The 25,781-nt window shown below is 70.0% G+C and carries 22 protein-coding genes and 1 pseudogene; 15 read left to right on the top strand and 8 right to left on the bottom strand.

From position 1 onward, the window contains the following. Positions 1 to 74 precede the first annotated feature (74 nt). From H7F38_RS21520 to H7F38_RS21450, 15 genes and pseudogenes are all read left to right on the top strand, one after another. Positions 75 to 1,004, top strand: a complete 930-nt coding sequence (locus tag H7F38_RS21520) for an ABC transporter ATP-binding protein (protein WP_187094880.1) — start codon at positions 75 to 77, stop codon at positions 1,002 to 1,004. Further along, complete coding sequence (locus H7F38_RS21515; protein ID WP_187091696.1) at positions 1,004 to 1,831, top strand: ABC transporter permease; 828 nt, start codon at positions 1,004 to 1,006, stop codon at positions 1,829 to 1,831. Before H7F38_RS21520 ends, H7F38_RS21515 begins: the two co-directional genes overlap by 1 nt. Beyond that, positions 1,828 to 2,667: an ABC transporter permease gene (locus H7F38_RS21510; protein ID WP_187091695.1), complete on the top strand. Its 840-nt coding sequence runs from the start codon at positions 1,828 to 1,830 to the stop codon at positions 2,665 to 2,667. The genes H7F38_RS21515 and H7F38_RS21510 overlap by 4 nt, the downstream gene beginning before the upstream one ends. Before the next feature lie 309 nt (positions 2,668 to 2,976). Then, positions 2,977 to 6,678 (top strand): translation initiation factor IF-2 N-terminal domain-containing protein, encoded by a 3,702-nt coding sequence (locus H7F38_RS21505; protein ID WP_222618244.1) that lies wholly within the window; start codon positions 2,977 to 2,979, stop codon positions 6,676 to 6,678. A 321-nt stretch (positions 6,679 to 6,999) separates the two neighbouring features. Continuing rightward, positions 7,000 to 7,314, top strand: a complete 315-nt coding sequence (gene rplU / locus H7F38_RS21500; protein WP_187091694.1) for a 50S ribosomal protein L21 — start codon at positions 7,000 to 7,002, stop codon at positions 7,312 to 7,314. 16 nt (positions 7,315 to 7,330) lie between these two features. Next, entirely contained in the window at positions 7,331 to 7,618 is a 288-nt protein-coding gene (gene rpmA, locus H7F38_RS21495) for a 50S ribosomal protein L27 (RefSeq protein WP_187091693.1), read from the top strand. A 162-nt stretch (positions 7,619 to 7,780) separates the two neighbouring features. Next, positions 7,781 to 9,388, top strand: a complete 1,608-nt coding sequence (obgE, locus tag H7F38_RS21490) for a GTPase ObgE (protein WP_187091692.1) — start codon at positions 7,781 to 7,783, stop codon at positions 9,386 to 9,388. Next, positions 9,385 to 10,581 (top strand): glutamate 5-kinase, encoded by a 1,197-nt coding sequence (proB, locus tag H7F38_RS21485; protein WP_187091691.1) that lies wholly within the window; start codon positions 9,385 to 9,387, stop codon positions 10,579 to 10,581. The genes obgE and proB overlap by 4 nt, the downstream gene beginning before the upstream one ends. Continuing rightward, on the top strand, positions 10,578 to 11,876 hold the full coding sequence (locus H7F38_RS21480) for a glutamate-5-semialdehyde dehydrogenase (protein ID WP_187091690.1): 1,299 nt from the start codon (positions 10,578 to 10,580) through the stop codon (positions 11,874 to 11,876). The genes proB and H7F38_RS21480 overlap by 4 nt, the downstream gene beginning before the upstream one ends. Beyond that, positions 11,873 to 12,466, top strand: a pseudogene (gene nadD / locus H7F38_RS21475) (nicotinate-nucleotide adenylyltransferase); the annotation flags it as partial. The gene H7F38_RS21480 and the pseudogene nadD, both read left to right, overlap by 4 nt. A gap of 149 nt (positions 12,467 to 12,615) precedes the next feature. After that, complete coding sequence (gene rsfS / locus H7F38_RS21470) at positions 12,616 to 13,116, top strand: ribosome silencing factor (protein WP_187091688.1); 501 nt, start codon at positions 12,616 to 12,618, stop codon at positions 13,114 to 13,116. After that, positions 13,113 to 13,760: a histidine phosphatase family protein gene (locus tag H7F38_RS21465; protein WP_187091687.1), complete on the top strand. Its 648-nt coding sequence runs from the start codon at positions 13,113 to 13,115 to the stop codon at positions 13,758 to 13,760. Before rsfS ends, H7F38_RS21465 begins: the two co-directional genes overlap by 4 nt. Positions 13,761 to 14,273: 513 nt before the next feature. Beyond that, the gene (locus tag H7F38_RS21460) at positions 14,274 to 14,489 is read left to right on the top strand and encodes a hypothetical protein (protein WP_187091686.1); all 216 of its coding nucleotides are present in this window, start codon (positions 14,274 to 14,276) and stop codon (positions 14,487 to 14,489) included. A gap of 8 nt (positions 14,490 to 14,497) precedes the next feature. After that, positions 14,498 to 15,409 (top strand): ComEA family DNA-binding protein, encoded by a 912-nt coding sequence (locus H7F38_RS21455; RefSeq protein WP_187091685.1) that lies wholly within the window; start codon positions 14,498 to 14,500, stop codon positions 15,407 to 15,409. A 12-nt stretch (positions 15,410 to 15,421) separates the two neighbouring features. Then, positions 15,422 to 17,899 (top strand): ComEC/Rec2 family competence protein, encoded by a 2,478-nt coding sequence (locus tag H7F38_RS21450; RefSeq protein ID WP_187091684.1) that lies wholly within the window; start codon positions 15,422 to 15,424, stop codon positions 17,897 to 17,899. A 190-nt stretch (positions 17,900 to 18,089) separates the two neighbouring features. On the opposite strand, the gene H7F38_RS21445 is transcribed toward H7F38_RS21450, so the two are convergent. The 8 genes from H7F38_RS21445 to hemQ form a co-directional block, all read right to left on the bottom strand. Next, the gene (locus H7F38_RS21445; protein WP_187091683.1) at positions 18,090 to 18,839 is read right to left on the bottom strand and encodes a GNAT family N-acetyltransferase; all 750 of its coding nucleotides are present in this window, start codon (positions 18,837 to 18,839) and stop codon (positions 18,090 to 18,092) included. A gap of 33 nt (positions 18,840 to 18,872) precedes the next feature. After that, positions 18,873 to 19,649, bottom strand: coding sequence for a hypothetical protein (locus H7F38_RS21440; RefSeq protein ID WP_187091682.1), 777 nt, complete (start codon positions 19,647 to 19,649; stop codon positions 18,873 to 18,875). 126 nt (positions 19,650 to 19,775) lie between these two features. Further along, entirely contained in the window at positions 19,776 to 21,107 is a 1,332-nt protein-coding gene (gene hemL, locus H7F38_RS21435; RefSeq protein WP_187091681.1) for a glutamate-1-semialdehyde 2,1-aminomutase, read from the bottom strand. Between the two features lies 1 nt (position 21,108). Next, positions 21,109 to 22,101 carry a porphobilinogen synthase gene (hemB, locus tag H7F38_RS21430; RefSeq protein WP_187091680.1) on the bottom strand — a complete coding sequence of 331 codons (993 nt, stop codon included), beginning with the start codon at positions 22,099 to 22,101 and terminating at the stop codon, positions 21,109 to 21,111. Next, positions 22,098 to 22,853, bottom strand: a complete 756-nt coding sequence (locus H7F38_RS21425; protein ID WP_187091679.1) for a uroporphyrinogen-III synthase — start codon at positions 22,851 to 22,853, stop codon at positions 22,098 to 22,100. Before H7F38_RS21425 ends, hemB begins: the two co-directional genes overlap by 4 nt. Positions 22,854 to 22,873: 20 nt before the next feature. Then, on the bottom strand, positions 22,874 to 23,809 hold the full coding sequence (gene hemC / locus H7F38_RS21420; RefSeq protein WP_187091678.1) for a hydroxymethylbilane synthase: 936 nt from the start codon (positions 23,807 to 23,809) through the stop codon (positions 22,874 to 22,876). After that, the gene (locus tag H7F38_RS21415) at positions 23,806 to 25,053 is read right to left on the bottom strand and encodes a ferrochelatase (protein ID WP_255498106.1); all 1,248 of its coding nucleotides are present in this window, start codon (positions 25,051 to 25,053) and stop codon (positions 23,806 to 23,808) included. The genes hemC and H7F38_RS21415 overlap by 4 nt, the downstream gene beginning before the upstream one ends. Next, positions 25,050 to 25,778, bottom strand: coding sequence for a hydrogen peroxide-dependent heme synthase (gene hemQ, locus H7F38_RS21410; RefSeq protein ID WP_187091677.1), 729 nt, complete (start codon positions 25,776 to 25,778; stop codon positions 25,050 to 25,052). Before hemQ ends, H7F38_RS21415 begins: the two co-directional genes overlap by 4 nt. Positions 25,779 to 25,781 lie beyond the last annotated feature (3 nt).

Here is a 25,781-nt window from a genome sequence, read left to right as displayed (position 1 = left end):
GGAGGCTGTCGAAGCGTGTCCCGGGCTGTCAGAGGTCCCGGGTAGCGTCCGAAGGCGTGGGAGACAACGACCTGATGATCGAAGCGGTCGGGCTCGGCAAGTCGTTCACCGTCAAGGGTGGACCGCTGGTCGAGGCCGTGCGGGGGATCGACCTCCGGGTCCCGCGCGGAGAGGCGTTCGGCTTTCTCGGTCCGAACGGGGCCGGAAAGTCCTCGACCATGAGGATGATCGCTTGCGTTTCGCCGCGAACCTCCGGCGATCTACGGATCCTCGGACTCGACCCTTCCAGGGACGGCGTCCGGATCCGGGCCAGGCTGGGCGTCGTGCCGCAGCAGGACAATCTCGACGAGGAGCTCTCGGTCCGCGAGAACCTGTACATCTACGGCCGCTACTTCGGCATCGGGAAGAAGGACTGCTGGGCGAAGGCCGATGATCTGCTCGAGTTCGCCCAACTGCAGGACAAAGCCGGGGCCAAGGTGGATTCGCTGTCCGGTGGGATGAAGCGGCGGCTCACCATCGCCCGGTCGCTGATGAACGACCCGGAACTCCTGCTGCTCGACGAACCCACCACCGGGCTCGATCCGCAGGCCCGACATGTTCTGTGGGACAGGCTGTTCCGGCTCAAGCAGCAGGGGGTCACGCTGATCCTGACGACGCACTACATGGACGAGGCCGAGCAGCTGTGCGATCGCCTCGTGGTGATGGACGCCGGGCGGATCGCCGCGGAGGGATCGCCGGCCGCACTCATCGAGCGGCACTGCACCCGCGAAGTGCTAGAGCTCAGGTTCGCCGCCGGCGACCAGCGGGCTGCCGAACCGCTGGTCGGTTCCCTGGTCGAACGCGTCGAGGTGTTGCCGGACCGTCTGCTGCTCTACACGGCCGACGGCGAGAACACCCTGGACGCCGTGCTCGGCCGAGGTGTCCGCCCGGTGTCGACCCTGGTCCGTCGCTCTACCCTGGAAGACGTGTTCCTGCGACTGACCGGGCGGAGTCTGGTCGACTGATGACCGAAGTCTCCTCTCCGGACGCGGTGTCGTCCCTCGACCGGCCCGCTCGCCGCGGCCCGTTGCTCGTGCTGGAATACCTCCTCCTGGTCTGGCGTCGATCGCTCGTCTCGTCCCTGCTCTCCGCAGTCGGCACCCCGTTGCTGTACCTGTTGGCCCTGGGATTCGGGCTGGGGAAGCTGGTGAATGCCGGGCCGGGGGCCGCCTCGCTCGGTGGAGTCAGCTACGTGCACTACCTGGCGCCGGCGCTGGTCACCGCTGCGGCGCTGCAGGCGGGCACCGGCGAGGCGGCATACCCCTCCTTCTCGAGATTCAAGTGGACCAAGGTCTTCTGGGGCATGACGGCGTCGCCCATCGCGCCGGAACAGGTCGCCGACGGGCAGGTGCTGTTCTTCACCGTCCGGCTGCTGGTCAACTCCGGCCTCTACTACCTGGTGCTGCTGGCCTTCGGTGCCGGCGGGGGATGGGCCGGCCCCCTGGTGGTCCCGGTGGCCGTCCTGACCGGTCTGTCCTTCTGCGTGTGGGTGCTCGCACTGTCGGCGACGGTCCGGGACGAGGGCACGGCCTTCAACATCGTGTTCCGGTTCGTGGTCATCCCGATGACGCTCTTCTCCGGCTCGTTCTTCCCGATCGACCGACTTCCGGTGGTCGTCCGCCCGCTGGCGTGGATCTCGCCGCTGTGGCACGGGAACGAACTGGCCAGGGCCGCAGTGCTGGGACGGGGGACTGCGTTGGCGGACCTGGGCCATCTGTTGTTCCTGCTGTCGCTGACCGCCGCAGGCCTGCTCGTCGCCAGGCGGAGCTTCCGGGTCAGGCTGATCGAATGAGCGACGTCGTGGTCGAATCCGAGCACTTCGTGACCAGGCCGACCCTGTGGCTGCGGATCGTTCCGCTGCACCTGTACGCGGGTCGGACCCACGTGATCCTCGAGCGGTCGATGCGCGCCTACCGGCGCACGTGGCTGGTCGTCCTCACCGGGTTCTTCGAGCCGGTCTTCTACCTGCTGGCCATGGGCCAGGGCCTCGGCTCGTTGATCGGGTCGGTCCAGACCGCGGCCGGGCCGGTCACGTACGCGGCGTTCATCGCGCCGGGCCTCCTGGCCACCTCGGCGATGAACGGCGCGATCCTGGACTCCACGAACAACGTCTTCTTCAAGTTGAGGTACGCCAAGCTCTACGACGGCATGCTGGCCGCATCCCTGGGGCCCGTCGATGTGGCCCTGGGCGAGATCGTCTGGTCGCTGGTGCGGGGTGGTCTGTATTCGGCGGCGTTCGTGCTCGTCATGCTGGCGCTCGGACTCCTTGCCTCCTGGTGGGCGCTGCTCGCGGTACCGGTGGCACTGGTCGTCGCCTTCGGATTCGGCGGGGTCGGCATGGCGATCACGTCGTACCTCAAGAACTTCCAGCAGCTGGAATGGATCAGCACCGCGCTGCTGCCGATGTTCCTGTTCTCGACGACGTTCTACCCGCTCGGGATCTACCCGAGGCCCATCCAGGTGTTGGTCGAGTGCCTACCGCTCTACCACGGGATCGAACTGATCCGCGGGTTGTGCCTCGGGCTCGTCACCCCCGGTCTGTTCCTGCACCTGATCTACTTCGCGGTGATGATCGCGGTCGGCGTCACGATCGCCTCCCGCCGGCTGGAAACCCTGCTCCTGCGCTGATCGGCGGACGCGCCGCGGACGCAGGTCCGAGGGCCCGGCCGACCGTGTGGGATACTGAGGTGGTTCGGTGCCGGGGAACCTCGGGCCCGAACACAGCCGGTAGGCCTTTCGGAGCCAGCGGTCGAAGATCGAAGATGAGTCAGACATCGGGGATGTTCGGCGCGGTTTCATGGCGGCCGAGTCGGTTGGACCACTGCAGACTTCCCTTTCCTGACGTTCGCGTCGGGGAGGACACCATATTCATGAAGGCCCCTGTGCGGACGCGTTCGACAACGCGCCCGGGGGCCTTGAGAGAGGAACCAACAAGCTGTGAATGCCAAGAATGAGACTGCCAACCGATCGACGGAAGCCCTCGAGCTGGCCCTGGCCGATCTACCGGTCAAACTGCGGGTGCACGAGTTGGCCAAACGAGCCGGTGTCCCGTCCAAGGAAGTCATCGCCGGGCTGGCCGCAGCGGGCGTCACGGTCGGTTCGGCCGCGTCCTCGGTCGGGGTGGTCGATGCGACCAACTTCCTGACGACGTTGCTGGGATCCACCGCCGCGCTCCCGACCGGGAGCGCCCCGCCCGCCCCGCCCGTCCCGACGGCGGGAGCCGCTGCGGACGCAGAGCCGGCCGGGACTCCGGACCTTGTCGGGGCGGTGGCGCGCAGCACCCCCGAGCAGGACCCGGGGTTCTTCGCCGCGCCCCTGTTCCTGCCGCCGGCCGAGGCGAAGCCGACCCGTCGCCGGCGGAGCACCAAGACGGCCGACGTGCTCGAACCGGCCATGGTCGAACCGTTGCCGGCCGGGACGGTCGCCGACCTCCCGGTCGAGCCGGTCACCGAAGCCGTCAAGGCCGATGGCGCGGACCCGGCCGACACCTCCCCCGATGCTGCCTCCCTCGATGCTGCCTCGTCCGATGCTGCTTCGTCCGACACGGGGTCGGCGGATGCGGGGTCGGTCGAGACCGGTACATCCCGTTCGGGGCGCCGTCGCCGTGGCCGTTCCGGTGGACGCGGCCGCACGGATTCAGGCGACGACCACCAGGAAGAGGCGACGGCGACCGACGTCCCGTCCGCCGGTTCGATCGACGACACCCCGCCGGAGATCGGTGAAGCCGACAACGACACCGACACCGACATCGGTTCCGACTGCGTTCCCGACGACGACGACCAGGCGGCCCGTCGCCGCCGCCGTCGTGGTCGCCGCGGCCGTGGTCGCGCATCCGAGGGTCAGGACGAGAACGACACGGACGGTGAGTCGTCCGCCGACGCCGCGGACAACGCGGCCGAGGCCCAGCCCTCGGAGGGTGAGCCCGACGAAGAGGGCGACGACGAGTCGAACGAAGAGGGCGGCACCCGTCGTCGGCGACGTCGTCGTCGTCGGACCGGCGCACCCGAGGCCGGTGCGGACGAGACCAATCACGAGGACGACCCCGACAACACCGTCGTGCACGTCCGCGAGCCGAGGACGACCAGCGACCGGACCCCGGTCGGGACAGGTACTTCCGAGGTGCAGGGCATCCGCGGCTCGACGCGGCTCGAGGCCAAGCGCCAGCGCCGTCGCGAAGGCCGTGGTTCGCGCAGTCGTCCGCAGATCCTGACGGAGGCCGAGTTCCTGGCCCGTCGGGAAGCGGTCGAGCGCGTGATGGCCGTGCGTCAGCGGGGCGATCTGGCTCAGGTCGCACTCCTGGAGGACAGGGTGCTGGTCGAACACTTCGTCTCGCAGGCCGGATCAGAGTCGTTGATGGGCAACATCTATCTGGGCAGGGTGCAGAACGTCCTCCCGTCGATGGAGGCGGCCTTCGTCGACATCGGCAAGGGTCGCAACGCGGTCCTGTACGCCGGCGAGGTGAACTGGGACGCGGCCGGCCTGGCCGGCAAGGCGCGGCGGATCGAGATCGCGCTGTCCGGTGGCGACACCATGCTGGTGCAGGTCTCCAAGGATCCGGTCGGTCAGAAGGGCGCGCGCCTGACCACCCAGATCTCGCTGCCCGGACGCTTCCTGGTCTACGTGCCCGGCGGCGGTGCCACCGGCATCTCCCGCAAGCTCCCCGATACCGAACGCAAACGACTGAAGTCGATCCTGGACCGGATCGTTCCGGAGGACGCCGGCGTCATCATCCGCACGGCCGCCGAGGGTGTGGCCGAGGAAGAGCTGGCCCGCGACGTCGAACGCCTCAAGTCGCAGTGGGAGGAGATCTCGCGCCAGGCCGAGAAGAAGTCCAACGCGCCGCTGCTGCTCTCGGCGGAGCCGGACACCCTGATCAAGGTCGTCCGGGACCTCTTCAACTCCGACATCACCCGACTGATCCTGGACGGTGACCGCGCCTACGAGCCGGTGGCCGCCTACATCGATGCAGTGGCGCCGGAACTGTCCGACCGGGTGTCGCGGTACGACGGTCCGAACGACGTGTTCGCGGCCTACCGGATCGACGAGCAGATCGCCAAAGCGCTGGAGCGCAAGGTTTATCTACCGTCGGGTGGGTCGTTGGTGATCGACCGCACCGAGGCGATGACGGTCGTCGACGTCAACACGGGCAAGTACACCGGGTCCGGGGGAAACCTCGAGGAGACCGTCACCAAGAACAACCTGGAGGCGGCCGAGGAAGTCGTCCGGCAGCTCCGGCTGCGGGACATCGGCGGCATCATCGTCGTGGACTTCATCGACATGGTGCTGGAGTCCAACCGCGAACTGGTGATGCGCCGTCTGACCGAGTGCCTCGGCCGGGACCGGACCAGGCATCAGGTCGCCGAGGTCACCTCGCTCGGGTTGATCCAGATGACCCGGAAGAAGATGGGCACCGGCCTGGTCGAGGCCTTCTCGGAGCCCTGCCCGCACTGCCACGGACGCGGGATCATCCTGCACGACGTGCCCGTGCAGGATCACTCGGGCGGCAACGCCGGCGGCGACAACCGTGCTCAGGACACCGGTGACAACGACGCCCGCGGTGGACGTAACCGCCGGGCCCGGGGTCGTCAGGACGCGCCGGCCCTCGAGCAGGCCGTCGTGAAGACGGTGCCCGCGACCGTCCGACCGCCGGACCCGCGCGGACCGAAGCCGCCGACCCGCGGTGGCGACGACCATCACGAGACGAACGACCAGCCCGGCACGCCGGGCGACTCGGGCGCCGCGAACGTCCAGCGTCCCGCTGCGGTGATCGAGGTCGCCGGCGGTCGCGCGATCGAGGTCCCGGTCGGCAGTGATGCATCGTTCAACGCACCGCGGTCCCGCGACGCCTCGGACGCCGTGTCGGCCGTCTTCGCTGCATTGGACGCCCAGGTGGCTGCCCAGGCGCCGACACGCGAGAGCGCCGGGTCCTCCGCTGCGGCTGGGTTCTCGGCTGGGGCTGGATCGTCCGGTTCCGAGGCCGAACCGGCCACCGCTGGTCGTCGGCGTGGCCGTCGTTCGGCCGGGCGCCCGGCGGGAGCTCCCGCCGGCACCGCCGAGATCGTGACGGTGGCCGCGGCCGGTCCGGGGATCGTCGAGTCGACCGAACCCGTGCAGGTCGAGGTCGCCGCAGCGGTCGACGAAGTGCGGGCGGCGGCCGCCGTGCACGACGTCGAGATCCAGTCGGTGGACGCAGCGCCGGCAGCCGAGAGCGCACCGGGTGCTCCTGCTGTCACGGGTCCCGAAGTGGCGCCGGCCGCCGACCTGGAGGAGCCGAAGAAGGGTCGGGCTCCGGCCCGTCGCCGGGGGAGCCGGGCGGCCGGAGCGGCCGTGACGACTGCTGTCACCGAGCCGATGTCGACGCCCTCCTCGGGCACGAACGGCGCGGTGACGGCCGGGGACGCTGCTCCCTCGGCCAACGGGGACGCTTCTCCCTCGACCGACGGGGCCGTCGCCCCAGCGACCAATGGGGCCTCTGCCCCCGCGTCCGCCGGCCCTGCTGCGACACGGCCGGAGGCCGGCACCGAGGTCCTTGGTGGATCGGCACCGGCTGCCGCACCTGCTCCGCGGCGCAGGCGGGCGGCGTCCCGGCCGGCCGGGCCCGCCGGCGCTCCCGCGCCGGTGGACGCGACCGTCCAGTAGTGCGCTGACCTGCCGGGACCAGGTGGGTTTGGCCCGGCAGGCAGCCCGGCGGTACAGTGGGACCTCTGCCCGCTGCACGCAGCGGGTGTGCCTGCTGCGCCGTGGTCGGGGCGTTCGGGTTCCGCCGGATTTCCGGTTGGTCCCGGACCGGCGGCAGGACGAGCAGGAACGTTACGAACAGCACCGCCACGAACGCCCCCGAGTTCCGCAGTTGGTTCCACCGGGGAGGGTCCGGGCAGAAATACCTGGCATCGGAAGAAGATCTTCGGGCGCGAGGAACATGGCAGCAGCACACGAACAGTTGAGGAAGGCGCGTTCACGATGTACGCGATCGTCAAGACCGGCGGCAAGCAGTACAAGGTCGCCGAGGGCGACGTCATCGAGATCGAGAAGCTCGAGAGCGAGCTCGGCGCTGCCGTGACTCTCCCGGCTGTGCTGCTCGTCGATGGCATCCAGGTCTCCACCACGGCGGCCGATCTGGCCAACGTCACGGTGTCCGGCGAGGTCGTCGCCCACACCAAGGGCCCGAAGATCATCATCCACAAGTTCAAGAACAAGACCGGATACCACAAGCGCCAGGGGCACCGCCAGCCGCTGACCCAGGTGCGCGTGACCGGCATCACCGTAGACGTCTGAGAGAGGCTGAACCTACATGGCACACAAAAAGGGCGCATCCAGCTCTCGCAACGGCCGCGACTCGAACGCTCAGTACCTCGGTGTGAAGCGTTTCGGCGGCCAGGTCGTCAAGGCCGGCGAGATCCTCATCCGTCAGCGCGGCACCAAGTTCCACCCGGGTGACCTGGTCGGCCGTGGCAAGGACGACACGCTGTTCGCCCTGGCGGCAGGTTCGGTGCTGTTCGGCTCCAAGCGCGGACGCAAGACCGTGAACATCGTTCCGGCAGAGTTGTCGTCGGTCGCGGTGGAAGCTGTCAGCGTCTGACCGCTCCTCACCGCCCCGGCGGTCGAGCACGACGTGATTGAGGGGCGGATCCGGGCTTCCCGGGCCCGCCCCTCTTTCTCTGTGCCGGACTCGACACACCCTAGTTCCCGATCCAGCGCGACCAAGATCTGTCCCTGCAAGAAATATCGCTAGGAGGTGCCCATGGCTCGATTCGTCGACCGGGCCGTCCTGGATCTGCAGGCCGGTGACGGCGGTCACGGATGTGCTTCGGTCCATCGGGAGAAGTTCAAGCCGCTCGGCGGTCCCGACGGCGGCAACGGTGGCAACGGCGGTGATGTCACGCTGGTCGTCGACGGCAATGTGCACACCCTGTTGGACTTCCACTTCCACCCCCACGCCAAGGCCGGCAACGGCAAGGGCGGTGCAGGTGACAACCGCGAGGGGGCCAACGGCGCCGGGCTCGAACTGAACGTGCCCGAAGGCACGGTCGTCGTCGACGAGCACGGCAACATGCTGGCCGACCTGGTCGGGATCGGTACCCGCTACGTCGCAGCCAAGGGTGGCCGTGGAGGCCTCGGCAACGCGGCGCTGGCCTCGCGCGCCCGCAAGGCCCCCGGCTTCGCCCTCCTCGGTGAACCCGGCGACGTCGCGGACATCACCCTGGAACTGAAGTCGATGGCCGACGTCGGCCTGGTCGGTTTCCCCAGTGCTGGAAAGTCTTCGCTGGTGTCCGTGCTGTCCGCGGCCAAGCCCAAGATCGCCGACTACCCGTTCACCACCCTCGAGCCGAACCTCGGGGTCGTCACCGCCGGCGCGGACATCTTCACCATTGCCGACGTCCCCGGTCTGATTCCGGGGGCAAGCCAGGGCAAGGGTCTCGGGCTGGAGTTCCTCCGCCACATCGAGCGGTGCTCGGTCCTGGTACACGTGGTCGACTGCGCGACGTTCGAATCCGGCCGTGACCCGGTGTCCGACATCGAGGCGCTCGAGGCCGAGTTGGCCCAGTACACACCGTCGCTGTCCGACGATCTGGCGGAGCGTCCCCGCCTCGTCGTGCTCAACAAGATCGACGTGCCGGAGGCCCGTGAACTGGCCGAGTTCGTCCAGCCCGATCTGGAGGCGGCCGGCTACCGGGTCTTCCAGATCTCGACGGCCACCCACGAGGGCCTGAACGCCCTGCGCTACGCGATGGCCGAAGTGGTCGCCTCCGATCGTTCGTCGAGGCCGGCCAAGGTCGCCCAGCGCATCGTCGTCAGGCCGGCCGCGTTCGACGAGGAGCAGTTCAAGGTTCAGGTCGACCCGGAGGTGGACGGCGGCTTCGTCGTCACCGGTGTCCGCCCGCAACGGTGGATCCTGCAGACGGACTTCAACAACGACGAGGCGGTCGGCTACCTCGCCGACCGGCTGGCGCGCCTCGGGGTCGAGGACAAGCTCTCCAAGCTCGGCGCGAAGCCCGGCGCACCCGTGGTCATCGGGAACATCAGTTTCGACTGGGAACCGACGACGCTGGCCGGTGTCAATCTCGAGCCCATCGAGCGGGGCTCCGATCCCCGCCTCGATCGGCCGGAGCGGGTGGGCGCCGCCGATCGCAAGGCGCTGCACCGTCTTCGGCGCGGCCTGGAGGTCGAGAACCCGGAACTGGTGGACACCGACGTGGACGTCCTGCGTGCCCGGTTGGCTCCGCGCGAGGGAGGTCAGGCCGCCTGGGACGACGAAGGATGGTCGGACGTCACCTGGGACGTCACCGAGGCCGCCCCCGCTCCGGCGGTCGCCGGTGAAGATGCCCGGGAGCAAGAGCAGCAGCGATGACGGTTCCGGTCGTGCCCGGCGATCTCGTCGACCGTCCGACCCCGACGAGAGTCGCGATCGGTGCGGCCAGGACGATCGTGGTCAAGGTCGGATCGTCGTCGCTGACGACCTCCGCGGGTGGTCTGGACCCGGTCCGGCTCGATGCGCTGGTGGACGCCGTGGCCCTTCGTGTCGCCGCCGGATGTTCGGTGGTGCTGGTCTCCTCCGGCGCGATCGCGGCCGGCCTCGCTCCACTGGGCCTGCGGCGGCGACCCCGGGATCTACCGACCCAGCAGGCGGCAGCATCGGTCGGTCAGCAACTGCTGGCCCAGCGGTACGTCGGATCCTTCGCCCGCCACGGTCTGTGCGTCGGTCAGGTACTCCTGACCACCGATGACGTGGTCCGACGCTCGCACTACCGGAACGCGCAGCGCACGTTCGCGAAGCTGCTGTCGTTCGGAGTGGTGCCGGTGGTCAACGAGAACGACACCGTGGCGACGGCCGAGATCCGTTTCGGCGACAACGATCGGCTCGCTGCGCTGGTCGCGCACCTGGTCGGTGCCGAGGCGCTCGTCCTGCTCTCCGACGTCGACGCCCTCTACACCGGCGACCCACGGCTCGGTTCCTCCGAGCGGATCGACGACGTGTCCGGACCGGAGGACCTGGCCGGCATCGAGATCGCCTCCTCCTCCAGTGATGTCAGCACCGGTGGTATGGCCTCCAAGCTGTCGGCCGCGATGATGGCCACCGGCGCGGGCATCCCGGTACTGCTGGCCTCGGCCACCGACGCCGCCCGCGCGCTCGTCGGTGGGGCGCCAGGAACGACGGTCCCGTCCGTCGGGACGGCGTTCGCGCCAGCGCGGCGCCGGACGAGCGCACGACTGTTCTGGTTGCGCCACGCGGCGACGAGCGCCGGCTCGCTCATCCTGGACCCCGGCGCGGTCGCCGCGGTCGTCGATCGACGCAAATCGCTCCTGCCGGCCGGAATCGTCGGCGCCACCGGTGATTTCGAGTCCGGCGACGTCGTGGACCTGGTCGGGACGGACGGGGTCCCGGTGGCACGTGGATTCGTCGGGCACGATGCCGCCGATCTGCCGGGAATCATCGGCAAGTCGCTCTCGGAGTTGCCGCCCGACCTGCGCCACGAAGTGGTGCATGCTGACGATCTGATCGCCGTCACGACCGTCACCATCGTCGCCGGAGGACTCGGATGACCCAGACCGCCGCGCGGACGGCCGGCGCCACCCGCGAACAGGTGCTCGCCGCGGCCGGCCGCTCGAAGGTCGCCGCCGTGCAGCTGGCCCTGCTCCCGCGCTCGGCCAAGGACGCCCTGCTGAATGCCATGGCCGCCGCGCTCCGCGACTCGGTGGCCGTCATCCTGGCTGCGAATGCACTCGATGTCGCCGCGGCCATTGCGGTGGACACCTCGGCGTCGTTGGTGGACCGGCTGCGCCTGAACGACTCCCGCATCGAGGCGATGGCCCGCGGCCTGGAGGATCTGGTGGCCCTTCCGGATCCGATCGGGTCCGTCGTGCGCGGCGGAGTGCTGGCCAACGGCGTGCAGATCAGCCAGATCCGGGTGCCGCTCGGAGTCGTCGCGATCATCTACGAGGCCCGGCCGAACGTGACGGTGGACGCCACCGGCATCGCTCTGAAGTCCGGCAACGCGGTGCTGTTGCGGGGCAGCGCCTCGGCGCAGGGGTCCAATGCCGTACTGGTGCGGATTCTCTCCGCGGCCGTGGACGGCCAGGGTGTTTCCGCCGACGCGGTCCAGTTGGTCCCCGGTACCGACCGTGAATCGGTGAAGCATCTGATGACGGCGCGCGGACTGGTCGACGTGATCATCCCGCGGGGTGGTGCCGGTCTGATCAAGGCCGTGGTGGACGGGTCGACCGTCCCGGTGATCGAGACGGGGGTGGGCAACTGCCACGTCTTCGTCGATGCCTCTGCCGACCTCGACATGGCACTGGACATCCTGATCAATTCCAAGGTCCGCCGGCCGTCGGTGTGCAATGCGGCCGAGACCCTGCTCGTGCACGCCGATGTGGCCGGGCTCTTCATCCCCAGGGCGCTGGCTGCGCTGGCGGCCGAGGGAGTCACCGTGCACGCCGATCCGGTCATTCTCGAGATGGCCGACGGTGCCGGGCATGTGGTCGCGGCGGTCGACGCGGATTTCGACACCGAGTATCTGAGCCTGGACATCGCAGCGGCCGTCGTCGACGACCTGGACGCTGCGATCGCGCACATCAACCGCCACGGCACCGGGCACACCGAGGCGATCGTCACCTCCGACCTCGCCGGCGCGGGGGCGTTCACCGCGCGGGTCGACGCGGCCGCCGTGATGGTGAACGCATCGACCGCCTTCACCGACGGTGGTGAATTCGGCTTCGGCGCAGAGATCGGCATCTCGACGCAGAAGCTGCACGCGCGGGGCCCGATGGGGCTGGTCGAGTTGACCAGCACCAAGTACGTCCTGACCGGCACGGGCCAGATCCGGGCAGCGTCATGACCACGAGCGCAGCGCGACGCCCCCGTCGGATCGGCGTGATGGGCGGCACCTTCGACCCGATCCACCACGGCCACCTGGTGGCCGCCTCCGAGGTGGCCGACCGGTTCGAGCTGGACGAGGTGCTCTTCGTACCTACCGGGCAACCGTGGCAGAAGAGCGACGTCAGCCCGGCCGAACACCGCTACCTGATGGCGGTGATCGCGACCGCGGCCAATCCGCGTTTCTCCGTCTCGCGGGTGGACATCGACCGGGCCGGGCCGACCTACACCAAGGACACGCTGACCGACCTCCGTCGACGCGAGCCGGACGCCGAATGGTTCTTCATCACCGGCGCAGACGCTCTGTCGGCGATCATGGGCTGGAAGGACGTCGACGAGCTGTTCCGACTGGCGCACTTCATCGGGGTGACCAGACCCGGATACGTGCTGGGGGAGCTGTCACTGCCCGACGGGGCCGTCACGCTGATCGAGGTACCCGCCCTGGCGATCTCCTCGACGGACTGTCGACAGCGGGTGGCAGGCGGCGCGCCCGTCTGGTACCTGGTGCCGGACGGGGTGGTGCAGTACATCGGGAAGTACGGCCTCTACACGAAGACCGCGGCCTCGGCGCTGACCGGGTTGGTGACCGCCGCGGTTGCCGGTGTGGGTGTGGGTGTCGGTGTCGGTGTCGGTGTCGGTGAAGAACACAGCTTGCAGGAAGAAATGGGCACAAACGGTGCCGGCAAAATTGAGGGAGTGCAGTGACCGCAACAGATTCAGCCATCGCAATGGCCAAGGTGGCCGCTCAGGCCGCCGCCGACAAGCTGGCCAAGGACGTGCTCCTGGTCGACGTGTCCGACCGGCTGGCCATCACCGACATCTTCGTCATCGTGACGGGCGCCAACGAACGCCAGGTGTCGGCGATCGTCGACGAGGTCGAGGACAAGATGCGCGCGGCCGGCGTCAAGCCCGTCCGTCGTGAGGGTGAGCGGGACGGCCGTTGGGTGCTGCTGGACTTCCTCGACGTGGTCGTGCACGTCCAGCACTCCGAGGAGCGGGTGTTCTACGCGCTCGACCGGCTGTGGCGCGACTGCCCGGTGATCCCGTGGGTCGACGCCGATGCCCCGGAAGGCGAACTCGGGGCGGCCGCCGCTCCGCTGCCGACCCGTCCGGAGATCGACGACGATCCCGGTGACTTCGGCGATGCCGGGGGCAACGGCGACCACGACGGCGTGGTCCGCAGCGGGCTCCTGGCCGAGTGAGCCTCCAGCATCTGATCCTGATGCGGCACGGCGAGACCGACTGGAACGCCCAGGCCCGGCTGCAGGGGCATCGGGACATCCCGCTCAACTCCGTCGGGGTGGCCCAGGCGGTCGCTGCGGCACCGTCCGTGGCCGCACTGTCCCCCGAAGTGATCATCTCCTCCGACCTGTCCAGGGCCAGGAGCACCGCCGTTCCGGTGTCTGCTCTGACCGGTCTGCCGGTGTCCTTCGACGCCCGCCTGCGGGAGACGTCGATGGGTCGCTGGGAGGGACTGACCCGGGACGACGTGATGGCCGGCTGGCCCGGTGAGTGGGAGAAGTGGCGTGCCACCTCGGCGCACAACTCGCCGCCGGAGGGTGAGTCGCGCTGGCAGGTGGCCGGCCGCGCGAACGAGGTGGTCGACGAGCTCGAGGCGACGAGCCACCAGCGCGCCCTGCTCGTCGCCCACGGTGGTCTGATCGTCGGTCTGACCGGGCGACTGCTTGACCTGCCCGACAATTCCTGGGGCACCCTGCTCGGTATCGCGAACTGCCACTGGGTGGTGCTGCATCGATTCCTGGGGTCCTGGAAACTGCACTCCTACAACGCCGGCCTCGGCGGCGTCATCCTGCCCGGTGGCGAAGAGGAACTGGCCGGGGCCTGAGTCCCGGTGCGCGATGCCGAGTCGTCGCTGGCAGGGTTCAGGCCGTCGACACCGGTCGGGGGCGGTGTCGACGGCCTGTCCATTCCCAGGAGCGGTGACCGGCTCTGCTGATACATCGCGCCGACGCCCACTTTCGGCGCCGTGGTGAGACCTGCTGACCTGCGGTGCCCCCGGCGAGGTTGTCCCCATGCTCGGATCCATCCACAATCGGGACGAGCAGGTGGATCCGACCCGGCCGGCTACGTAGCGTCCCGGCTGTGCGAAACCGACCCGACTCCCGGCACCGACTGGCTGGGATCCAGGCGGTCGAACCGCCTCGTGGCGCTGCCTTCTCGCGTCGCCATCCGGCTGATCCGGCTGATCCGGTGGAGCCGGCTGATCCGGTGGCTTTCGGTGTGCCCGGTGTGCACAGTGTGTCCGGTGTGCACAGTGTGTCCGGTGTGCACAGTGTGTCCTCGCCTGCTCGGCACGGGTGGCCGTCGGCGGACGGGCCGTTCCGGGAGGAGATCAGGGGTGGATGGGTCCCGGACCCGGTGGATCAGGATCCTCCGCCCAGGTTCCTGGGCCGGCGTCGGCCACCTGACGACGAGCGCGGTGGTGATGCTGGCGGTGGTGTTCCTGGCGGTCACGACGGTGACGATGACGATGCCGGTGACGATGCTCGCGGCGAGGTCGAACACGGGCCGCATGACGAACCGGATACGGAACAGGAAGACGCCGGAGGTCTGACCCGGGCGGTGATTGCCGGGCGTGGTCCGGGATCCTGGGAACAGCAGGGAGAACCCGGACGCCCGCGCCGGGTCCGGCAGACACGGCGTCGGCCGTGGGGACGGCTGGCCCGGCGCTGGGTTCCGGAAACCCTGCGCGACGGCCGGATCGACCCAGGTCGACGCGGTGCGCTGCTGCTCACCCTGGTGGCGGCGGTAGCAGCGCTCGTCGCTGCCGTCGGTGTGTGGCGCGATCGGCCGGAACCGCGACCGGTGCAGGCGGTCTCGCTGTCCCAGGTGAGTGGGCAATCCGCCATCGGAACCCCGACGGCGGCCGGGGGCCGCACCAGTGGAGCGCTCCCGGCCGTGGCCGGGGCCGCGCCGCCCAGAACTTCGCGGCAAGGTACCTCGGTCTGGTCGGCGGGAGCGTCGGGGTCGGCCGCGGCCACTTCTGCGCCGGCCACTTCCGCGGTCGGCGGGTTGATCGTGGTGTCGGTGACCGGGGCGGTCCACACACCGGGCCTGGTCCGACTGTCGACGGGGGCCCGGGTGGCGGATGCGATCGAGAAGGCCGGGGGGACCACCGCACACGCCAACCTGACGGGTCTGAACCTGGCCGCGAAGCTGACCGATGGGGCGTCAGTGGTGATCTCCGACGTCGCCGCGTCCGCCGGTGGGGACTCGTCGATCTCCGGACCAGGCAGTGGAGGCCAGATGACCGCCGCCACCTCCACGCCCCGGGTGGGGAAGCTGGACCTCAACACCGCGGACGTGGCCGCGTTGGACGCGCTCCCCGGGGTCGGGCCCGTGACCGCTGCGAGCATCGTCACCTGGCGCGACAAGAACGGTCGCTTCACCTCGGTGGAGCAACTGCAGGAGATCACCGGCATCGGGCCCGCGAAGTATGCGGCGCTCTCGCCGTTGGTCGAGGTGTCGGGGTGAAGGGGTGAAGGGGTGAACCGGCGGTGGCGGGAGGAGGAGGCCCAGGCTCCGATCGACCTTCGTCTGATTCCCGCTACCCTGGCGGTCTGGGCCGGCGCGCTGGTCGGGATCGCCACGGCAGACCGGACGTCGGTCGCCGGGTTGATCTGGGGGTCTGCCTGCCTGTTCCTCTGTCTGTCGGTGGCGGTACTGCGGCGGGTGCGGTGGTGGCCCGGCCTGCTCGCCATCGGTGCTGCGTTCGTTGCCGCACTCATGATCTCGACCATCTACTGGCAATCGGCCGCGACCAATCCGTTGACGGTGGCGGCTGGTCACGGGTCATGGGCGACCCTGCGGTTGACGGTGGCCACGGCGGCGGAGAAGTTGCCGAGCCCGTTCCCGGTCGCCGCGGCCCCGGTCGCCGCAGCCCCGGTCGACGCAGCTCCGGCGACCCGCGCGGCCGCCCCCGGTGGAACCGGCGACCCCGCGCAGCCCGAGGCTGAGGGGACGTGGTTGTTGTCCGCGCAGGCACAGGAGGCGGTCGTGGGCGACCATCGGTTCGCACCGGCCGCCACCATCAGCGTGATGGCCACCGGTGCGATCTGGCCCGTGCTGGTCCCGGGCGAGCAGATCCAGATCAGCGGTCTGCTGGCCGTCGACCGTTACTCGGTGCTGCCCGGTGTGCTCCTGCATGCCCGGAGTGGTCCGATCCGGCTGAGCCGAGCGCCCTGGTGGCAGCGTGCGGCCGCCTCGGTGCGGCGGCATCTGGTGCAGAACGCCTCGTCGCTGTCGCCGGATGCGAAGGGTCTGCTGCCCGGGCTGGTGGTCGGCAACACGGATGGCATCTCCCCGCAGCTGAAGGCCGACGCGAAGATCACCGGTCTGACCCACCTGCTGGCGGTGTCGGGGTCGCACTTCGCGCTCCTGTGCGGGCTCGGCGTGCTGCTGCTCCGCCGGGCCGGACCACGCCCGGCAGCGGCGGGTGGTGCCGTGGTGCTGGTGGGACTGGTCGTGCTGGTCGGTCCGGGGGCCTCGGTGCTCCGTGCGGCGGTGATGGGCGGCATCGCTCTGGTCGCGATGTCGGTCGGACGCAACCGCAGTGCCCTCCCCGCTCTGGCCGCGGCCGTCATCGGGTTGCTCCTGTACGACCCCACGCTCGCCCGCTCGGTCGGTTTCGCGCTGTCGGTCCAGGCCACCGCCGGGCTGATCCTGTTGGCTCCCGTCTGGTCGAAAGGGCTGCAACGCAGGGGTTGTCCACCAGGCTGGGCCGACCTGCTGGCCGTTCCGGCCGCGGCGCACGTCGCCACCATGCCGGTCATCGCCGCGCTGTCCGGTGCGATCTCGCTCGCGTCGATCCCGGCGAACCTGCTGGCCGCGCTGGTGGTCGGGCCGGCCCTGGTGATCGGCATGGGTTGCGCGCTGACCGGTACCTGGTGGGCGGGCGCGGCCCGAGCCCTGGCCGGAGCTGATCAACCCCTCCTCGAGTGGATCGCCCTCGTGGCCCACCGGCTGGCCCGGTGGCAGTCGGCCTCGGTGCCGTGGCCGGCCAGTGTTCCAGGAGTGCTGGCCCTGACCGGTCTGCTGACCGGGGGACTCCTGGCCCTTCGTCACCGACGGGTCAGGGCGCTGACCGTCGCGGTCATCACCGGCGCCGGTGTCGTCCTGGTTCCGGCCCAGGTGGTCTCGATCGGCTGGCCACCGCCGGGTTGGGTCCTGGTGGCCTGCGAGATCGGCCAGGGCGACGGCATGGTGCTGTCGACCGGTGAGGCGGGGACGGCGATCGTCGTCGATACCGGTCCGGATCCGGGGCTGATGGACGACTGCCTGACCAGGCTGCACATCGGCACCGTCCCGCTGGTGGTGCTGACGCATCTGCACGCAGATCACGTGGGTGGTCTGTCCGGCGTGCTGCCGGGCCGCAGCGTCGGGGCCATCGGGGTCGGACCGGATCGTGATGCTCTGCCGGCCTGGCGCAAGGTCAACGAACTGGCTGCGGGACAGGGGGTTCCGGTGGTCGGGCTGCCCAAGGGCACCCGGTGGGCCAGCGGCGGTCTGAGCATCGAGGTACTCGGCCCCGAGGGGGCGTTTCGTGGCACCGACTCGGACGAGAACAACGACTCCGTCGTGCTGATGGCCCACCTCGCCGGCATTCGGATCCTGATGACGGGTGACGCGCAGTACGAGGCCCAGCAGCAACTGCTCGACGACGGGGTCGACCTGCGGGCGGACGTCCTCGAGCAGCCACACCACGGATCGGCGAAGGTGTTACCGGCCTTCGTGGCCGCCGTCCGACCGAAGATCTCGGCGATCGGGGTCGGGCGTGACAACGGATACGGACAGCCGAGTCCCAAGGCGCTGGCGCAACTCTCGGCAATCGGAGCCACCGTGCTGCGCACAGATCTGCAGGGCGACGCGGCCGTCTGCGTCATCGACGGCAAGCTCGGCACGGCGACAAGGGGTGCCGGTCTACCGGCCGGTTCGGGCAAGGGCGGAAGCGGTGACGGCGCCTGACACCGGGCAGGCGGGTCAGTCGACGACGGCGATCATCGCATCGAGATCAACAGGCCCGGCGGTGTCCGTATTTCCGGCCCTCACGGCCTGGCTGCACCCCGGCTCGTACTCCGGGGCTTCGGGGATCGAGACGCGTTGCTCGGGCCTTCCAGGCACGCATGACTGGTGAAGGGCACGCTTCCGCCGGCTGTCAGTGCGAGTCGTCCGGGGAGGGCAGGTTGATCGCGTAGAGCACGTCGTCGCGATGGTGCACGAATCCCAGCCGTGCCGCGACGGCGAGGCTTCCCGGGTTGTCGGGCGAGGTCGACCAGCTCGGGACGCGCCCTCGGTCACGGATGTCCTGGAGCACCGCGGCTGCGCACGTCAGGGCCCTGCCGTGTCCGCGGTGCGCCGCTGCCGTCACGACACCGACGTCTTCGAAGGCGGAGCCGATGTGGAACGGCACGGCCACGGCGACCAGTTCGTCGTCGACCCGGTAGCCTCGCGCCACCCGTGCGAGCGCCAGACCTTCGGGCCCGCCCCAGGTTTCGTGGATCCAGGCGATATCGGCCGGCAACGCTGCGAGCCCCGGGACGTCGTCCGGCCCGAGCAGGACGGCGTCGGAGACGGGCAGGTGCGCGCCGGCCGGGAGGGTGGCGATGATCCGTGGCCAGACGGCCAGAGCCGGGTCGATGTTCCGCAGGGCGGCCTCCCACTGCGGCGGCGCCTCCAGGAAAGCTGCCGCACCGGCGAAGGCGTCCGGCGACAGGTGGTCCGGATCTCCGCGGAGCGCCGTGTCCTGACCGACTTGGGCCATCGCCACTCGAGGGCCGGGCCACCGATCGACCGCGACGATCCCCCGGCCGGTCGTCGCGACGTGTCCGAACACCATCGGCCCCGGTCGCTCCGGGGCGAAGAACGGCCGCATCCCTTCGACGTCCCCGGCGGTCACGGTCAGCATGAGGTCACGGTACGTGAGGCTGCAACGACGGTCTCAGGCGTTCTTCCCCGGGAAGGAGTTCAGCTCCGCCTGAAGGCTGGACAGTTCTGCAGCGAGGGCGTCGGCTCTGGCCTGGGTGCTGCGGCGGTGATCCTCGAGCAACGTCTGCACCACCTCGGTGAGCTTGGGTTCGCCGAGGGACTGGACGATCTCCCAGACGCGGGACGGCGGGATCACGGTGGGACGGACGGCTGCTCTGACGCCGATCCTGGCCTCGATCCGCCACGCGGCCGACTCGTCACCGGCCGTGCTGATGGTGATGGTGACCGGTGCACGCTTTCCCCGGCCACCGGTCCCGGCGCTTCTCGGTGCGCCTGCGCCGGCCGGCTGCGCCGGTGAGGCGGGTGTGCTCGTCCCGTGTTCGCTCGATGTCGCGGGCAGCACCGGGGAGATGGATGGGATCGACGGGGACGGCGAGACCGCAACGGCCAGCCGGGCCGGAACGGCAGTGCCCGGAGAGGATCTGGGGGGTCGATCGGCAGACCCCACCGGAGCGGCCACGGCCGAGACCAGCTTGCGGGCCGGGGCGCTCGTCAGATCCTTGACGGCGAAGGGCAGCACGTCCTTCGCGCCACCCACCGGGACCTCCACGAACAGGAACTCGTCACCGTCGATCGCCGGATCACCGATGCGGCGGACGCGACCGGTCACCCCGTCGGGGAACTGATCCGAGGGCGCGATCCCGACCCGGACGATCTTGCCCTGGCGCAGGGCCGTCTGCAGGACGTCCACATCCGGAGGGGTGGGGCGGGGTGGTCTGCGTGGTGGCATGGCTGCGTCCTCGGGGTCGATCGGAGCGGGATCAGGTGGCGCTGGTCGGACTCAGCATGATCCTGCCAGCCCGCACCGACAGAGCCCCGCACCTCCGAACCGGTGTCGCAGACCGGCAGGCCGACCCTACTGGCGGGTCTGCGCTGCTGCCGCCCTCGCCGCGGCGGGCAGGGCGTCGGCAATCCTGGACACGGCCTCGTCGTCGTGGGCCGCGGAGACGAACCAGGCTTCGTACGCCGACGGCGGCAGGTAGACGCCGGACGCGAGCATCGAGTGGAAGAACGCCGCGAAAGCGGTGGTGTTCTGCAACCTGGCCTGGTCGTAGTCGTGCACCGGGTCGGGGCCGAAGAAGATCGAGAACAGGTTGCCGGCGTTCTGCAGCTGATGCGGCACACCCGCTTCGGTCAGGGCCCCGGAAGCGAGATCACCGATGGTGCGGGCCGTCCGGTTCAGGTGGGCGTAGACGTCGTCGGTCAGGCCCTGCAGGTTGGCCAGCCCGGCGGCCGTGGTGATCGGGTTCCCGGACAGCGTGCCGGCCTGGTAGACCGGACCGAGGGGAGCCAGCAGGCCCATGATGTCGGCCCGACCGCCGAAGGCACCGACCGGGAGGCCACCGCCGATCACCTTTCCGAAGGTCATCAGGTCCGGCGCCCAGCCTTCGAGTGCTCCGTCGAGGCCGTACATCCCGGAGCGGCTGAGCCGGAATCCGGTCATCACCTCATCGGTGATCAGCAACGCGCCGTCTTCGTGGGCGACCTTCGCCAGGGCCCCGTTGAAACCGGGCAGCGGGGGTACCACCCCCATGTTGGCGGAGGCGGCCTCGGTGATGATCGCGGCGATCTGTCCCGGCTCGGCGGCGAACGCCGCACGAACGGCGTCGATGTCGTTGTAGGGCACCACGATCACCTCGGCGGTGGTGGACGCCGTGACGCCGGCCGAATCGGGGAGGGCGAAGGTGGCGACACCGGAACCGGCGGAGGCCAGCAGGGCGTCGACATGGCCGTGGTAGCAGCCCGCGAACTTGAGGATCTTGGGCCGGCCGGTGAAGCCGCGAGCCAGCCGGATGGCCGACATGGTCGCCTCGGTACCGGAGGAGACGAGCCGGACCTGCTCCACCGGTGCAACTCTCGCGACGATCTCCTCGCCGAGGGCCACCTCGCCGGCGCCCGGGGTCCCGAACGACAGGCCCCGGCTCACCGCGGTCCGGACCGCTTCGATGACGGACGGGTGGGAGTGGCCCAGGATCATCGGGCCCCACGACCCGACCAGGTCGACGTAGGTGTTGCCGTCCGCATCGGTGATGTAGGGGCCACGGCCCGAGGTCATGAAACGTGGTGTGCCGCCGACGGACCGGAAGGCCCGCACGGGAGAGTTGACTCCGCCGGGCGTGACCTTGGAGGCCCTGGCGAAAAGGGCTGCACTGGCCGGAACCTCGGCCTGGTCGAAGTGGTCGTTCATGTCAGCGGCCCGCATTCAGGTTGGTGGCGACCTCGGTCGCCCAGTAGGTCAGGATGATGGACGCACCGGCCCGCCGGATCGAGGTCAGCGTTTCCAGGATCGCCCGGTCCCGATCGATCCAGCCGTGCGCCGCCGCCCCTTCGATCATCGCATATTCGCCCGAGACCTGGTAGGCCGCAACGGGTACGTCGACGCTGGCGGCGACGTCGGACAGGACGTCGAGGTAACTCATGGCCGGTTTCACCATCACCAGGTCGGCGCCCTCTGCGATGTCGAGCGCGACCTCCCGCGCCGACTCCCGCCGGTTGGACGGGTCCTGCTGATAGGTGCGGCGGTCGCCGATCAGGGCCGAGTCGACGGCCTCCCGGAACGGGCCGTAGAAGGCAGACGCGTACTTGGCGGCATAGGCGAAGATTCCGGTGTCGTGATCGCCGACGGTGTCCAGGGCCGCCCGGATCACCCCGACCTGCCCGTCCATCATCCCGGAGGTCCCGAGCAGATCGGCACCGGCCGCGGCCTGGGCCAGCGCCATGTCGGCGTAGCGGATCAGCGTTGCGTCGTTGTTCACGGCGCCCCGGGCGTCCAGCACACCGCAGTGCCCGTGGTCGGTGAACTCGTCCAGGCACAGGTCCGCCATCAGCACGGTGGCGTCACCGAACTCGGCCTTGAGGTCGGCGAGGGCGAGGTTCAGGATTCCCTCGGGGTCCGTCGCGGCGCTGCCGAGGGCATCGCGTTCGGACGGGATGCCGAAGATCATCAGTCCGCCCACGCCGGCGGACACCGCCTCCAGTGCCGCCGCCTTGAGCGAATCCCGGGTGTGCTGCACGACTCCTGGCATCGAACCCAACGGCGACGGTTCGGTCAGCGATTCCTTGACGAACATCGGTAGCACCAGATCGGCCGGGTGCAGACGGTTCTCGGCGACGAGTCGACGCATGGCCGGGGTCCGGCGCAGTCGACGGGGCCTGCTGGTGGGGAAATCCGGGTATCTCATGTCTGCCTTCTGCGTGGGTGACGGTGGGCGAATGCGGCAAGTCCTGCGATGAGGGCTGAATCGGTGGGGTCGGTTGCGGTGTAGGCGATCCTCAGGCCGGCGGCGGTGCCGGCCGCGGCGGTGGAATGACCGATGGCGCCCAGGACGGTGTCCGGGGATACCGGCACCGAGGCGACCGACCGCACCGTGCTGGGCGACGTCAGGAGTACCGCTTCGAAGGCTCCGGCACCCAGGTCGGCGGCGACGCTCGGCGGAAGCGGCTCGGGCAGGGTTCGGTAGGCGGTCACCGTCTCCAGGCGAAAACCCCTGGCCTGCAGCCCGTCGGCCAGGACCCGGCCGGCGATCTCGGACTGCGGCAGCAGTACCGATTCGCCGGCGTGCGCGGCCGGCCAGATCGCGGCCAGGGTGGCGGCGGACCCGCCGTGCTCCGGCACCAGGTCGATCGGCAGGCCGGCTGCCCGCAGTGCCGCAGCGGTGGCCGGACCGACGGCTGCCACCCTGGTGTCTGCCGGGATGGCGGGTGCCAGAGCCAGGTGTGCGGCCCGGTCCAGGACGGCGACGAGGGCGTTGACCGAGGTGAAACCGACCCAGCTGTACTCGCCGGCGCTGAGTCCGACCACGGCGGAATCGAGCCTGCCGACATCTGTCGGCGGATGAATGCCGATCATCGGGACCGCCTGTGCGACGGCACCTTCCCCGGCCAGGAGGGTGACGAGGGATGATCCGCGACCCTGCGGACGTGGGACCAGCACGCGCCACCCGGCCAGCGCGCTCACCGGTCGGCGGCCGACCCGACGCTCAGCAGGGCCGCTGCTCCGTCGCTGATCAGTCGGGCCGCGAGATCCCTGCCGAGTTGCTCGGCCCGGTGGGCCGGTCCGGTGACGGTGCCGCGGATCTCCCGGCTGCCGTCGGTGGCGATCACGGCGCCGGTCATCGTCAGATCGGCACCGGACACGGTGGCGAAGGCGCCGACCGGTGCGGTGCAGCCGGCCTCGAGAGCGGCCAGCAGACTCCGCTCGGCCGTCACCGCCCAGCGGGTGTCGGAATCGTCGAGATCCTGCAGAGCGGCCGAATACCAGGCGTTCTCGGCGTCGCCCACCTTGCACTCCACGGCCAGGGCGCCCTGGGCCGGGGCGGGGAGCATGAGTTCGGGACCGAGTCGCTGACTCATCGCCCCGGTACGGCCGATCCGGGCCAGGCCGGCCGCGGCCAGCACGATCGCGTCCAGCGATCCCGCACCGACCAGGGACAGACGGGTGTCGATGTTGCCGCGGATCGGTCGCACGTCCAGATCCGGCCGGTGCCGCAGGAGTTGGGCCGCCCGGCGTGGTGAACCGGTGCCGACGGTGGCGCCCGGCGGGAGGGTGTCCAGGGTCAGGCCGTCGCGGGCGCAGAGCGCATCCGCCGGATCCTCGCGAACGGGCACGGCCGCAAGGGCGATCCCGGGCGCATCGGAGGTCGGCAGATCCTTGAGCGAATGCACGACGACATCGACATCACCGGCCACCAGCCGTGATCGCACCTCGGTCACGAAGACGCCGGTGCCACCGATCGAGGCCAGTGGTCCGAGGTTGACATCACCCTGCGTCCGAATCCTGATCAACTCCGCGGTGCCGCCGGCGGCGTCGGCCAGCTGGCGGGCCACCGTTCCGGACTGGGCGAGTGCCAGCGCACTGCCCCTGGTGCCGACCCGGAGGACGTCGGTCAACCCACACCGCGGATCCCGGAGGCCACCAGGGTCGCCGCATCCACCCCGTACTGCTGCCAGTCCGAAGCCGAATCCTGGCCCGCGGTGGTGGGTTTGGCTCCGCGCCCATTGACGCAGCAACCCACCGCGCAGAAACCCGGCCGGGCGGGCAGGCCCGTCGGCGAGGGGCGCTGCGCCGGTGCCAGCGAGGGCTCCACTCGGTCCATCACGAGGTCCACCAGCGCGGACACGAAGCGAGGATCGGTGCCGGGGGTGGCGACCCGGCGGAACCAGATGCCCTTCTGCTGGGCCGTCTCCAAGGCCTCGTTGTCCAGATCCCACACCACCTCGACGTGATCGGAGACGAATCCGATCGGGATCACCACCACCGCCTTGCGGCCGTTGCCGGCGAGATCGCTGATGACGTCGTTGATGTCGGGCTCGAGCCAGGGCATCGACGGGGGCCCGGAACGGGACTGGTAGGCCAGCTGCCAGCCGATCGGGCGACCGAAGAACGTGTCGAGGGCGCTGCTCACCACCCGGCAGACCGCCAGGTGCTGGTTGACGTAGGCGCCGGTGCCGTCGTGATCCCCGAGGGCGTCGGAACCGGCGGTGCGGGCCATCGTCATCGGGATCGAGTGGGTGGTGAAGACGACCTCGATGTCGGCCAACGCAATTCCGGCGGCCAGGGCGTCCTGGACCGCGACGGTGGCGTCGTCGATGAACGGCTGCACGAAACCGGGCTGGTCGTAGTACGGACGGACCTTGTCGATCCGCACCTTGCCGACGAGCCCGGTGGACTGCAGGGCCAGACCGAAGTCCTCGCGGTACTGACGGCAGCCCGAGTAGGAGGAGTAGGCCGAGGTGGCCAGTCCGAGCAGCCGGACCTTCCCGTCGTCGGCCGCCGAGGCGATCACCTCGGGCAGGAACGGCGCCCAGTTGCGATTGCCCCAGAGCACCGGCAGATCCACGCCGCGGCGCTGCAGCTCGGCCTCGAGCGCGGCGCGCAGGTGGCGGTTCTGCTCGTTGATCGGCGAGACACCGTCCAGCGCCAGGTAGTGGTGCGACACCTCGACGAGGCGCTCGTCAGGGATGCCCCGGCCCCGGGTCACGTTGCGCAGGAACGGCATCACGTCGTCCGGGCCCTCTGGGCCACCGAAACCGGCCAGCAGCACCGCGTCGTACTCCAGCGCGGAGGCATCACGGCCCCCGGCGGTCGACAGTTCGTCTGTCAGCGCCTGCCCGCTCGACACCGGGCTGTTCACCGCAGCACCTCGACCACGCCGGCCTCGTCGATCCGGTATCCGGAGTAGAACGGAACCTCTTCGCGGACATGCATTCTCGCCCCCGAGGCGCGGAGATGACGCATCAGGTCGACGGTGTCGTGCAGTTCGTCGGCCTCGAGGGCCAGCAGCCACTCGTAGTCGCCGAGAGCGAACGCGGCCACCGTGTTGGACAGCACCTGGGTGTACTCGCGGCCCATCATGCCGTGCTCGACGAGCATCCCGCGGCGCTCTTCGTCGGGGAGCAGGTACCACTCGTAGGAGCGGACGAACGGGTAGACCGTGACCCACTGCTTCGGTGCCGTTCCGGACAGGAAGGCAGGCACGTGACCCTTGTTGAACTCCGCCGGACGATGCAGTCCCATTGCCGACCAGGCCGGGCGCAGGCTCCGCCCGACGGACGTGCGACGCAGGGCGCGGGCCGCAGATTGCAGAGCTTCGGCGCTGGAAGCGTGCCACCAGACCATCAGGTCTGCGTCCGCACGCAGCGCGGACACGTCGTAGAGCCCTCGGATCAGGACGTCCTTCTCGGCCAGGGCGGCGACCAGATCGGTCAGCTCGGCCGTGGCCTTGTCATCCGGCGAATCCAGCTCGCCCGCACGGGAGTAGACCGAGTAGGCGGTGTAGCGGATCGACTTGTTGATCTCGCGTGCGGTGACCCTTGCCGGCGTGGTCGCGGTGGGGGTGACGGCGTCGTCGTTGCTCATGTG

The organism is Nakamurella sp. PAMC28650 (assembly GCF_014303395.1).
In the GTDB taxonomy this organism is placed as follows: Bacteria; Actinomycetota; Actinomycetes; order Mycobacteriales; family Nakamurellaceae; genus Nakamurella.
Note: the sequence above shows the minus strand (reverse complement) of the source record. Positions and strands in the feature narration are given on the sequence as shown.